Source organism: Sulfurimonas crateris (assembly GCF_005217605.1).
Taxonomy (GTDB): Bacteria; Campylobacterota; Campylobacteria; order Campylobacterales; family Sulfurimonadaceae; genus Sulfurimonas; species Sulfurimonas crateris.
The window spans coordinates 127,294-138,992 of sequence record NZ_SZPX01000006.1 but is presented as its reverse complement, the minus strand read 5'-3'; the positions used below and the strand labels follow the sequence as shown (position 1 = coordinate 138,992).

At 39.2% G+C, this 11,699-nt stretch carries 15 protein-coding genes; 6 read left to right on the top strand and 9 right to left on the bottom strand.

What is annotated here, in order from left to right; all coding sequences use genetic code 11:
• Positions 1–27: 27 nt before the first annotated feature.
• Positions 28–939, bottom strand: a complete 912-nt coding sequence (locus tag FCU45_RS08570) for a methylenetetrahydrofolate reductase (RefSeq protein ID WP_137014301.1) — start codon at positions 937–939, stop codon at positions 28–30.
• A 52-nt stretch (positions 940–991) separates the two neighbouring features.
• Here FCU45_RS08570 and serB point away from each other — a divergent pair, with 52 nt between their 5' ends.
• Positions 992–1,621, top strand: coding sequence for a phosphoserine phosphatase SerB (gene serB / locus FCU45_RS08565; protein ID WP_137014299.1), 630 nt, complete (start codon positions 992–994; stop codon positions 1,619–1,621).
• Positions 1,615–1,938 (top strand): hypothetical protein, encoded by a 324-nt coding sequence (locus FCU45_RS08560; RefSeq protein WP_137014297.1) that lies wholly within the window; start codon positions 1,615–1,617, stop codon positions 1,936–1,938. Before serB ends, FCU45_RS08560 begins: the two co-directional genes overlap by 7 nt.
• Here the strand turns inward: FCU45_RS08560 and FCU45_RS08555 are convergent.
• From FCU45_RS08555 to rpsF, 4 genes are all read right to left on the bottom strand, one after another.
• Entirely contained in the window at positions 1,935–3,653 is a 1,719-nt protein-coding gene (locus FCU45_RS08555) for an OmpA family protein (protein WP_137014295.1), read from the bottom strand. The genes FCU45_RS08560 and FCU45_RS08555 overlap by 4 nt on opposite strands.
• A 108-nt stretch (positions 3,654–3,761) precedes the next feature.
• Positions 3,762–4,025: a 30S ribosomal protein S18 gene (gene rpsR, locus FCU45_RS08550; RefSeq protein WP_137014293.1), complete on the bottom strand. Its 264-nt coding sequence runs from the start codon at positions 4,023–4,025 to the stop codon at positions 3,762–3,764.
• Positions 4,026–4,052: 27 nt separating this feature from the next.
• Positions 4,053–4,577: a single-stranded DNA-binding protein gene (locus FCU45_RS08545; protein ID WP_137014291.1), complete on the bottom strand. Its 525-nt coding sequence runs from the start codon at positions 4,575–4,577 to the stop codon at positions 4,053–4,055.
• A gap of 35 nt (positions 4,578–4,612) precedes the next feature.
• Positions 4,613–5,035, bottom strand: coding sequence for a 30S ribosomal protein S6 (gene rpsF, locus FCU45_RS08540; protein ID WP_137014289.1), 423 nt, complete (start codon positions 5,033–5,035; stop codon positions 4,613–4,615).
• A 251-nt stretch (positions 5,036–5,286) separates the two neighbouring features.
• Between rpsF and FCU45_RS08535 the strand changes: the two genes are divergently transcribed.
• The 3 genes from FCU45_RS08535 (at position 5,287) to FCU45_RS08525 (ending at position 7,873) form a co-directional block, all read left to right on the top strand.
• Positions 5,287–6,312: a divergent polysaccharide deacetylase family protein gene (locus tag FCU45_RS08535; protein WP_137014287.1), complete on the top strand. Its 1,026-nt coding sequence runs from the start codon at positions 5,287–5,289 to the stop codon at positions 6,310–6,312.
• 1 nt (position 6,313) lies between these two features.
• A complete protein-coding gene (locus tag FCU45_RS08530; RefSeq protein WP_137014285.1) occupies positions 6,314–7,090 on the top strand; it encodes a DNA-processing protein DprA in 777 nt (258 codons plus the stop codon).
• Between the two features lie 144 nt (positions 7,091–7,234).
• The gene (locus FCU45_RS08525; RefSeq protein WP_137014283.1) at positions 7,235–7,873 is read left to right on the top strand and encodes a superoxide dismutase; all 639 of its coding nucleotides are present in this window, start codon (positions 7,235–7,237) and stop codon (positions 7,871–7,873) included.
• Between the two features lie 64 nt (positions 7,874–7,937).
• Here FCU45_RS08525 and queA read toward each other — a convergent pair whose 3' ends face one another.
• The 4 genes from queA to hemW are packed head-to-tail and all read right to left on the bottom strand — an operon-like array spanning position 7,938 to position 11,286.
• Complete coding sequence (queA, locus tag FCU45_RS08520) at positions 7,938–8,963, bottom strand: tRNA preQ1(34) S-adenosylmethionine ribosyltransferase-isomerase QueA (protein ID WP_137014281.1); 1,026 nt, start codon at positions 8,961–8,963, stop codon at positions 7,938–7,940.
• Complete coding sequence (gene tatC / locus FCU45_RS08515; RefSeq protein ID WP_137014279.1) at positions 8,956–9,768, bottom strand: twin-arginine translocase subunit TatC; 813 nt, start codon at positions 9,766–9,768, stop codon at positions 8,956–8,958. Before tatC ends, queA begins: the two co-directional genes overlap by 8 nt.
• The gene (gene tatB, locus FCU45_RS08510) at positions 9,761–10,180 is read right to left on the bottom strand and encodes a Sec-independent protein translocase protein TatB (protein WP_137014277.1); all 420 of its coding nucleotides are present in this window, start codon (positions 10,178–10,180) and stop codon (positions 9,761–9,763) included. The genes tatC and tatB overlap by 8 nt, the downstream gene beginning before the upstream one ends.
• Positions 10,181–10,233: 53 nt before the next feature.
• A complete protein-coding gene (gene hemW, locus FCU45_RS08505; RefSeq protein WP_137014275.1) occupies positions 10,234–11,286 on the bottom strand; it encodes a radical SAM family heme chaperone HemW in 1,053 nt (350 codons plus the stop codon).
• Between the two features lie 137 nt (positions 11,287–11,423).
• On the opposite strand from hemW, the gene FCU45_RS08495 reads away from it, so the two are divergent.
• The gene (locus tag FCU45_RS08495; RefSeq protein WP_137014273.1) at positions 11,424–11,675 is read left to right on the top strand and encodes a hypothetical protein; all 252 of its coding nucleotides are present in this window, start codon (positions 11,424–11,426) and stop codon (positions 11,673–11,675) included.
• Positions 11,676–11,699: the final 24 nt, after the last annotated feature.

The window sequence follows — 11,699 nt, the reverse complement described above, 5'->3', positions numbered from 1 at the left end:
TCTATATAGAACCACCAACTAGCTTCTCTATGCTAATATATTTTTAGCCAACCCGAATTGATTTGCAGTCATGAGGTGAATTTTCGGATGGAGCGCTTTTAACTCTAAAAAGAGATTTTTGCTAAGCTCAAATCCTACTCTATACTCCTCATCTGCTCCTTTTTCATGCGCATCTCTAAGAGCTTCTATCCATGAAGCAGGTACGTTTATGCCGGGAACATGAGCTGAGAGAAATTGTGCGGTTCTTAGTTTTGTAATAGGAAAAATTCCTAGTATCAGTTCGGCACTTCTGTTTTCGTTACAGCACGCTTCGTTTGCCGCATCTTTTAGTTCAAGCAGCAGTTTTGCGCTCTGGATGTCGTAAGCTGGTTGTGTAATTATTCCAAGAGCACCGTGTTTTATCTTTTTTTGCATCTTTTTTTGCAGTGTCTTGGGATTTTTTGCATAAGAGTTTACGACGGCAAAAGGGTAGATCTCTTTTGATTTATGCAAAAGCGGTTTTCCTGCATAATCAATTCCGCTGTTAAAACATGAGATGATCTCAAGCAAAAGTGTACTGTCTGCTTCAAAAACACCCTTTGTGTGGGGCTGATCAGAGATAGATGCAGGATCTCCCGTAAGGGCTAGTATGGCTCTTACATCTACCTCGTTTGCTCCCAAAAGATCTGATTGCAGGGCAATTTTATTTCTATCACGCATGCTCATAGTCGCAATTACAGGCTTGTTAAATCTCTCTTGAAGCATCTTTGCGGCAAAAAGTGAGTTGTATTTTAACTTTGCCAGAGGATTGTCGGTAGTCGTAAAGGCGTCTACAAGTTTATCAAGACCAAGTTCTGCTATCGTCTCTATGATGGGAGAGAAAATAGGAGAGTGTCCCGGAGTGGTCTCTAGGGTGATGTATGTATCGTTCTTTAGTTTATTTATAAGTTCATCAAACAAAAAGTATCCTATTGATATAATTGCGCAATTATAACTAAAGAGAGAAGAATATATGCTAAAACTGGCTGTTTTTGATTTTGATTCTACGCTTATGGACGGCGAGACGATAGATTTTTTTGCTGAAGAGTTGGGCCTTGGAGAGCAGGTAAGTAAAATTACAGAGGCTGCAATGAGCGGCGAGCTTGATTTTTTTGAATCACTTCAGCAGAGAGTCTCACTTTTAAAGGGGCTGGAGTATAGCGTAGTAGAGAGAATCAGCCAGAATCTTCCTTATATGAAGGGAGCACAAGAGACAATTGCCGAGCTTAAAGCTATGGGCATGAAAGTGGTCTGTTTTAGCGGCGGATTTAGAAGTGCGACGGGATATGCAAAAAATATTTTGGGTTATGATGCCGATTTTTCAAACGTACTGCACCACAAAAATCGCCTCCTCACCGGCCTTGTCGGCGGAGATATGATGTTTAACTACTCAAAGGGCGATATGTTGGTTCGCTTGCAGGGTCTGCTTGGTGTTAGCGAGGATGAAACATTAGTGTGCGGAGACGGAGCAAATGACCTCTCAATGTTTGCTCACGCCGGAACAAGAGTCGCTTTTTGTGCGAGAGAGATACTGCGCAAAGAAGCAAATATAGTAATTGAGACGAAAGACTTAACACAAATATTAGGAAAAATAAAATGTTAGAAAACAGTGTCTGGAGACAGTACAATAACGAGAATAATTACAAAGAGATGTTGGCTAAATTTTGCAGACTCTCTTTAGTTGATATCATAGATGATGAGAAAGATCTTTACGCGGTGCTTAAAGCAAAACTTACAAAAAAAGAGCTGAGACTTTTTGCTATGGATAGTGCAGGCATAAGTGACGATGAGATAAAAGCCGAGTTCTCTTACGATGACGATGAGTTAGAGAAGGCTAAATTTAAGCTCTATAAAAAGCTAAAGCAGGATAAAGTGCGTCTGGCATTTAGAGCGACGGACGCAGTTAAAGAGGATTACTAATCATTTAAAAGAAGAACTTTAAAAGAGGCTCTTCTTGATCTCTCCTTGTCTTCAGTGTCATTTACGACTATTTTTTTAGAAAAACTAAGACCGCTTCCTTTGAGAATTTCAGATAACCATTTCTGTCTCTTGTCGTTTTGAGACTTAAACATATAGCTGAGCGTCGCAAAAGAGCGGTTCATAGAGAGGCGTTCATTTTTGATATAGCTGTTTGAAAAGTCGCTCTCTCCCCATTCGCTTGATGTATGACCGTTTATCTCCAGAGTTGCTATCTTCTCCTTGTTCTCATACAAAAATGTAAAAAGCTTTTTGCCAAATCTATCTAAGAAGCTCTTTTGAACATCTGTAAGCTTGTATTCGCCCACTTGAAAATAGAGTCTCTCGTCGCTAAAGTTTATTGAGAGATCCTCTTTTATAAGCAGTTCCCCTCTTTGAATCTCATCTCTGAAAAGCTCGCTAAGCATGCTGTAAAAGTCTGTTGATTTATAAGATAGTTGCGAGATGGAGAGGTCTTGGTTCAGTTTTAAAAGCCACATATTGGTCTCTTGTGAATCCTGATTTGTGTGTACTCCCGCAACAGCTATTTTTGAGTCGTGAAGTATATCAAGCGCATTAAATGAGTCGTAATCTCTAGAGCCGTAGTGCTCTTGAAGCAGCATTGAAAACTTTGAATCAAGAAGCATAGCAAGCCCGTCGGTATCGTAACTGTCTTGGACATAACCGACTCCTACGATCCTGCCATCGGAGTACTCTCTGATATCTTTTAGAACACTTGAATATGTTGTGTGAATTGTTTTGTCTTGTAAGATATTTTTTTGCAGATCTATTTTTATAACTCTTATCTGCTCTTTGTTCATTTCGTCTTTTTGGGAGAGGGAGATGGCAAAGGCGGAGTCTCTAAGTTTTATGATCCTGTGAGGGGTTATTCCTCTATCTTCTAACTGCTCATGCAGCCAGATCTTGTCTCCATGTTCAGTGATCCTCATAAGAGTAGCTCCCAAGCGATTATCTTTGTTTATTTTGCCCAAGACAATGATAGAACCGTCATCCGCCTCTACTGCGTCAACGCCTGCATCATCTTCGTATGATCCATACTTCTTGCTCCAGAGCATTGTGCCGTTTTTTGAAAATCTGGCAACATAGATATCATTTAATCCAAGTCCATTTTTAAAAATGTCATAGCTTTGGCTTGAGGAAGCCGTTGAAGAGCCGACCGCCAGAATTCCGCCATCACGAAGAGAGACGAGTTTGCTCATCTTGTCATGATTTGGTGTTCCAAACTCTTTGACAAATATCTTGTTTGCATCGGAATCCAGTTTTAGAAGAACCAAAGAACCTTCCAGCGTGTGCCCACCTATAAAGTAGCCGTTTTGCGGAGTTTTTACAAGGCTGGTTGCCTCATTGAACTTTGAGAGATCTATTGATCTTCTAAGCACTATATCTGCACTGTTATCGACCTTTACAAGATGCATCTGTGAGCCGCTGGAGCTTGAGAGAGAAGAGAGGTAATCAAAAGCGTTAGTGTATACGGCAGAAGAGTTTGATGAAGCATCTTTGTACTTTTTTATAAAACCGACTGCAGAGATAGAACGGTCATAATCTTCAGCTACATCAACTAAAGCATTATTGAACTTCTCATCTATAATGATCGAAAAATCCGCTGTTTTTGCGTATATGCAAGTGGTAAGTAAAAGAATGGTAAGAATATAGTGCATAATACTACTTTTTATTTTTTAAGTAGCAAAAAATATTCCTAAATCGATTGAGAGTTTGTTTGTGAGAAAATTGTGTGGATAAAAAGCGGTGCAAGAGCACCGTTAAACCTATTTTAGGTTTTCGAACGGTGCAGTTACAACTGCTTTACGAGTTACAGTATATGGAACTAATGCCGCAGCACGAGCTCTTTTAATAACTGTTGCGATCATGTCTTGGTGACGTTTACAGTTACCTGTTAAACGACGTGGCATGATTTTATATCTTTCTGAAAGAGAGAAGCGAAGAGCTCCTACATCTTTATAATCCATGAAGTCAATTTTTGCTTCACAGTACTTACAGTATCTTTTTTTATACTTTCTTCTTTCTGCCATGGTATTTCCTTTTGTTATCTATTATTTCTAAAACGGAATTTCATCTTCATCAATGTCTATCTCGGGAATAGAACTGCTGCTTGGCATCTGTTTGTTTTGTCCATAAGATTGCTGCTGTGCGTTGTCAGGCTGCTGGTAGCTTTGTGGCTGCTGCTGAGCATAACCGCCTTGCTGTTGTCCTCCAGCTTGACTCTGCTGTGGAGCATAGTTGCCGCCACTTTGGCTATCGCCTTTTGAGTCTAACATCTGCATGGTCTCAACAACTACAGAGTGCTTTGAGCGTTTCTGTCCGTTTTGATCTACCCATTGATCAAAGTTAAGTCTACCTTCTACGAGGATCTTACTCCCTTTTCTAAGGTATTGGTTGGCAATCTCTGCACTTCTTGCAAAGAATGTAATATCTACAAAGCAAACTTCCTCTTTTTTCTCTCCGTTAACGGTGAACTTTCGGCTTGTTGCTATAGCAGTGTTTGCTATCGCCATTCCGCCTTGAGAGTATCTAAGTTCTATATCTCTAGTTAGATTTCCAACCAAAATAACTTTGTTATACATGAATTTTCCTTCTTCTATTTAGGCTTTAGCCACAATTACTCTGCTGACTCTGCAGCCACTTCTTCTGTCTCTGCAGCTGCTTCAACTTCTTCTGTTTTAGCTTCTGTTGCAGGTGATGAAGCTTTTTTGTTAGCTTTTTCAACTAACTGGTTCCAAGCTGCTACTTCACGGTTTGTGTCATATTTGATAGTCACAAAACGTAATAGATCTTCATTGATACGGAAACGTCTCTCAATTTCGCCGATCGCTGAAGGAGCAACTGAATAATAAACAACATGGAAATAACCACGCTCATTTTTTCCTATTGGGTATGCTAATTTTCTCATCCCCATAGCGTCTCTTGCAGCAATTTCGCCGCCGTTAGAAGTGATAACTTCTTCGATAGCAGAAATGCTAGCTTGAATCTCTTCTGCCGTTAATGTTGGTTTTACGATTACTAGGTTTTCGTAATTTCTCATAGAGTATAATCTCCCTTTGGTATTTCGCCTATAAAATAGGCTTTTGTTTCCCTTTCGGATGTATATATATCGAAAAATATAGATCGATACAAAGAGAAAGGAACGCGGGATTATACAAAAAATATACTTAAAAAAAACAATAACCAAATAGTTAAAACTCTTTAATGTTTAAAAATATGTCAATATGCAATGTATAACTTCTATTTTAATTTTTTAGGATATAGTTTTACCAATAAATTTGTGGAGAATATATGCCAAGAAAAAAGAAGGCTGCCTCTAAAAAAGAGTCGAGATTTTTAATAAATTCAGTTTGGATCCTTGCCGTAACAGCTGTGCTTTTGGGTTCATTCATTGCTGGTTATTATGTCGGATATGACAGCGCTAAAAAAGATATTTCCCAAAAAGCTAAAGCAAAAGAGGATAAAAAACTCTCAATGCTAAAAAAGCTTGAAGAGGAATCAGGTAAAAGCAGAGATTTAGATATTAGCAACAGACTCAAAGAGGTGCTAAAAAAAGATAGTAAAGCGGTAGTAAAAGAGCAGGAGAGCGTTGGTGAGTACGAAGATGCTTCACACGAAGTGGATGGAGATGTTCTGCCTAAACCTCCAAAGAGAGAGGCTATTAAGGAGGGGCACAAGCCGATGCTTGCGATCATCATAGATGACGTAAGCGTAAGGTCTCACGTAAATGCCATAAAAAGCCTGAATCTGCCCATAACAATGTCTTTTCTGCCACCAAGTAAATATAGACCTAATTCTCACAACTTAGCCTCGAAAGAGAGCTTTTATATGGTGCATCTGCCTATGGAGGCACAGAACTTTACAAAAGAGGAACCCTTTACTCTTAAAGTGGATGACTCACAAGAGCTCATTACACAAAGAGTAGCCGAGATAAAAAAACTTTTCCCCAATGTAAAGCATATAAATAACCATACAGGTAGTAAATTCACTTCAGATGAGAGTGCCGTAAAAAAACTTGTATATGCCCTTAATAAGGCAAACATAGAGTTTATAGACAGCAGGACGATAGGCTCGACAAAGGTTCCTGCCGTTATGAAAAGCTACGGAAAAAAGTATGTATCAAGAGATATTTTTCTAGATCATGAATTTGATAAAAATTATGTAAAAGGGCAGATCAAAAAAGCGGTTGAGTTTGCAAAAGAGCATGGAAGCGCGATCGCTATAGGACACCCTCACTCAAATACCATTTTGGCGATAAACGAGTCTAAAAAGCTTTTTGATGAAGTTGAGCTTGTTTTGGTAGACAGGCTGTACTGATATGAGCATAGTTCAAGATATGGTTCCTGAACTATCATCTATGAAGAGCTATCCAAAAGAGCTTCATTACGACGGAGACCTAGAGCTTTTAAAAAGAGTGAAGGTCTCAATTGTCGGAAGCAGAAAACCTACAAAATACTCCCGTGAATGTGTTCAAAAACTATCATCATCTTTGGCAAAACATGGTGTCTGTATTGTAAGCGGAGGGGCGATGGGCATCGATGCAACTGCGCACACTGGTGCAGGAAGTGCGAACACTATTGCGGTACTGCCTTGCGGTATAGATCTGCGTTACCCTGCGGTCAATAAAAATCTATTAAACGAGATAGAAAAAAATGGGCTTCTGCTCTCTCAGTTTGAAGCAGGTTTCAGAGCTACACCTTGGAGCTTTGTCGTTAGAAACGAGCTTGTCGTAGCTCTTGGAGAGGTTCTTATCGTTGCAGAGGCAGAGCCAGATAGTGGAACCATGAGAAGCGTAGAGTTTGCCATAAAGATGGGCAAAAAGATATTTGTACTGCCCCATCGTATTGGAGAGAGCGGCGGAACAAACAGGCTTCTCTCAGAGGCAAAAGCTGAGGCGATATATGACATAGATGCATTTGTGGCAAAGTTTTGCGCATCAGAGAGTTTGCAAGAGATAATAGAGGATCCTTTTATAGAGTTTTGCAAAACTAACCCGACTTATGATGAAGCCATGGCAAAATTTGGTGCAAAGGTTTTTGAGTATGAGTTAAGCGGGGAGATCAGTATAAAGAATGGAAAGCTTCAAATTATCTAAATATCTAAATCAATCACTCCCGCACTTCAAAATTTCAAACTATTTTATAAGTTAAAGTTATTTATTAATCTTGCATTATTAGCAATATATTATTTTTTTTAAGATAGTGTCGTACAAGAAACTAATGAGCTAAAGGAGTTTAAAATGAAGTTTGAATTGATGAAGCTGCCTTATGAAGATACTGCACTCGAACCATATATATCATCGGAAACTATAAGCTACCACTACGGTAAACATCATGCGGCTTATGTAAATAAACTAAATGCTCTTATACAAGAGAGTGAGTTTGAAGAAAAGCCGCTGGAGTATATAATAAAAAATTCGCAAGGCGGAATTTTCAACAACGCGGCACAGGTCTATAATCACGATTTTTACTGGCATGGACTCACCAATACTTCATCCAGCCCCTCGGTGGAGCTATCGGATATGATCGAGAGAGATTTCGGTTCAATGGATGAGTTTAAGAAACTGTTCTTGGATAAAGCGGCTACCTTTTTTGGTTCAGGCTGGATTTGGCTTGTTTTAGACAAAGATAATAAGCTCTCAATAGAGGCTCTCTCCAACGCCGACAATCCATTAGCACACAATAAAGTAGCACTTTTGGCATGTGATGTTTGGGAACATGCATACTACATAGATTATCGCAATGCAAGACCGGGTTATCTTGAAAATTGGTACAAACTTATAAACTGGAGGTTTGTATCAGATAATTTGGCAGATGCACTGAGCAATAAATATACTCAGCCGTGTAACGACAACAACGAGGTGTGCGATTATGAATAAGTACGAGAAAACACAATCATAAGGTAGAACAGGTATTGTCACACTTGAGCCTGTTTGAGAGTTATTAAAGGATAAGCATAGCGTCGCCGTAGGAGTAGAATCTATACTTCTCCTCGATGGCTGTTTTGTAGAGCTCTTGCGCCTTTTCTAAGCCTGTAAAAGAGGCTACAAGCATAAGTAGAGTCGATTTGGGCAGATGAAAGTTTGTAAGCAGATGATCGACTCTTAGAGGCTTGTTATTTGGGTGCAAAAAGAGGTTTGCTTCGCCTCTTTGTTTTTCGCTTCTTGCATAGAACTCTATGGTTCTAGTAGAGGTTGTTCCGATGCTAAGTATCTTTATATCGGAATCCAAAAGTTTTTTTGCCGCGTCTGAGATGGCGTAATACTCAGAGTGCATAGGGTGCTCTGTTATAGTTTCACACTCAACCGGCTTAAATGTTCCGCTTCCCACATGCAGAGTAACGTAGGCGTGAGCAAAATTTTTACATACTCTCTCATGCTGCTCTTTTGTAAAGTGCAGGGATGCCGTGGGAGCGGCAACTGCACCCTCCTCTTTTGCAAATACGCTTTGGTACTCGCTCTCATCCTCTTTGTTGTCCTCTCTTTGGATGTAGGGCGGCAGAGGGATGTGACCTATTTTATCTATGATCGGAAGAAGCTCTTCAAAACGAAGAGCAGTTGCGTTTTGGTAAAAATTCACAACTCTGCTTCCGTCTTCATGCAGCTCTTTTACAATAGCTACTAAATCATTGGCAAAGAAAATCTCAGTACCAATTTTCACTTTGCCTCTTATGTAGACATTTACATCGTGAGCATTCAGGGCTCTGTTTATAAGAAGCTCTATTTTACCCCCGCTCTCTTTTTTGCCGAAAAGCCTTGCTTTTATCACTTTTGTGTCGTTAAAAATAAGTGCGCAATCTTTTGGTATAAGAGTCTCAAGATCTGAGAATTTTAGATGAGAGACCTCGCCTGTGGCTCTGTTATAAACAAGAAGTTTTGCGCTGTCTCTGGGGTTTGCTGGGTGGGTCGCTATGAGCTCTTTTGGAAGAGCAAAGTCATAGCTTGAGGTTAGAAGTTCTTTATTACTCACTGTCTTTGTTTATCGCTTTAATCTCTTCAAGCAGATCTACATCTTCATCATCTTCCTCTTCTTCAAGCGGAGGAGCAGGATTTACCATTCTAACTATCAAGATAGAAACTCCGTAAAGAATAACAAGAGGACCTGCCATAAGAAGCTGTGTTAAAACGTCAGGAGGAGTTAGAAGCGCCGCAACTACAAAGATTAGAATAACAGCATACTTGAAAAACTCTCTCATCTGTCTGTCATCAACCATTCCAAGAAGTGCCAAAAAGTATGCAAAAACAGGAAGTTCAAAAGCTATACCAAAACCAAACATAATCTTTGTAAAGAAGCCTACGTAATCCTCGATGTTTATAAGAGGAGTAAATTTAAAACTACCAAATGTTATGAGAAAATCAAAACCAAACGGTGTGACTATGTAGTAGGCAAACAAAACTCCCACGCCAAACATGGTCGTTCCACCGAGTATAAAAGGAAGAACCATCTTTTTCTCGTTTGCGTATAGTGCAGGAGCGACAAATGCCCATATCTGTGAAAGAATTATCGGAAGCGCACCGATTATTGCGGCAAAGAATGAGACCTTTAGCGCCACAAAGAACGCCCCTCCGACTTGATTTGTAGTGACCATACCGTCAGCTGCATGCAGAGATTTTTTACCGACCTCAATAAGTGCTACATTTAGAGGTTCTACTATCCAAGCCAAGATAGGCTCATGAAAGTAAAACATTATAAAAAACATAACCACCAATGAGGCGACCGAGATCCCAAGCCTTTTTCTAAGTTCTACTAAGTGCGGTTTTATCTCATCAAACATTTTTGCTATCTTCTTCTATTTTATCTGTTGTCTGGTTGTTTTTTTTCTTGGCAAAAGTGACCTCTTGAGCTTTAGGCGCACTCTCATCTTTTGGTTTGTCAAACAGGCCGCCATCTCCAATGTTGTCATCTTCTAGAGTTGTCAGCTTTGCTGCCATTTTTTTAATATCGGTCGCATCTTTTACTTGGCTAGAAGCATTTTGAAGCTCTTTTTTGTAAGCAAGTGCTTCATCTTTCATGCTTTTTACATTGAGCTCATCTTCAAAAGACTCTTTCATGCTACCAATAGTGTTTTTTGCATTTCTAAAAAATTTAGCTATCTCTACCATAGTACTTGGAAGCTTGTCGGGACCAAGGAACAGGATGGCGATGACGGCGATAATAAGTATCTCAGTAAAACCCATACCAAACATAAAAAATCCTCAAAATTATATAAGGTGATGATTTTATCTAAAGAATAATTAAACTACGATATAAACAGAGCGATCTCATCTGCCAAAAGATACTCTTTGTTATAAAAAGTATCATCTTTAATTATTAATTTATTCTCTTCAACCAAGAGCATGGCTCTCTTTAGTTCATCCTGATTCAAGATATTTTTTGCGACTCCGAGAGATGAGCGAAAACCTAAAAACAGCTGTTCTGTCTTTTTATCATCTGCATCCAACTCTTCTACTCTTATATCCAGAGGGTTTTTTATGTACGCCTCAATATCTGCCGTAGGATAGTATCTTTGCATATCTAGCTTTCCCACAGCGCCGCTTCCAAGCCCTATGTAATCTTTATAGTGCCAGTATCCGAGGTTGTGGCTGCTTTTGTATCTGCCGAAGTTGCTTATCTCATACTGCTCAAAGCCAAAGTCTGTGATTTTCTTGAAAAACCAAGAGGTAAGCTTTAGTCTCTCTTTTGACATCTGCGGTTTTTTCTCAAAAGGAGTTCCCTCTTCGATGGTGAGTGCGTAAGCGCTTAAATGGTTTATGGGGAGCGAGAAGGCAATTTCCAGATCATTTTCTAAAAGCTCCTTAGTATCTCCAAATGTTGCGTAGATGAGGTCAAGAGAAATATTTTCAAACCCTGCCTTTTTTGCGTTCAATATAGCCTCTTTTGCCTGAGTAGAGGTGTGTGCGCGGTTTAGCAGTTTTAATTTTACATCATCAAAACTCTGCACGCCAAAGCTGATCCTGTTGACACCGAGTTTTTGCATACCTCTTAGCCACTCATCTGTTGCGCTGTTTGGATTTGCCTCGCTTGTTATCTCTATATTTTCGCCCAGATAAGGTTTTAACATCTCAAAGAGTCTCTCGTAGAGTTTAGGCGTTACGGTAGATGGTGTACCGCCGCCGATAAAGAGAGACTCTATAGATTTTGGCGCTGCACTAAATCTCTTTAGCTCAAACCTAAGCTGCTTACAAAGTGCTTGCATATACTCCTCTTTTAAATGAAACTTGTCAACGTAAGAGTTAAATGCACAGTAGTGGCACTTTGAGTCGCAAAAGGGAATATGTATGTAAAGCAGCAAATAGTCTCTCCTAGTTTATGGAGTGAATTATAGCTATATTTTCTATTTAGTCTATTTTAATTAATATAAATTAAAGCATTCTACGTTAAAGTGAGATAATTTTTTTTTATATTAAAACTATGGGTAGTATCTAAAAAATGGCAAAATTAGAGAATTATTTAACTCAGATAGCAGATCTTTATGAGAATAGCGACGACGATAGAAGAAGTTCAATAGTAACTTTTTTAGAGAGAGCCCTAAATTCCAAAAATGAGATAAAAATAGAGATAGACGAGGTTTCTGCCCTTCCAAATAGAGAATCTTTGATGAGAGAGATATCTCTGCTTCAAGATGAGGCAATGCTTGTTATACTCCATATTAACCAGATAGAAGCGATAAAACATTTTTAACAATATTGAGAGCTTTACATATAC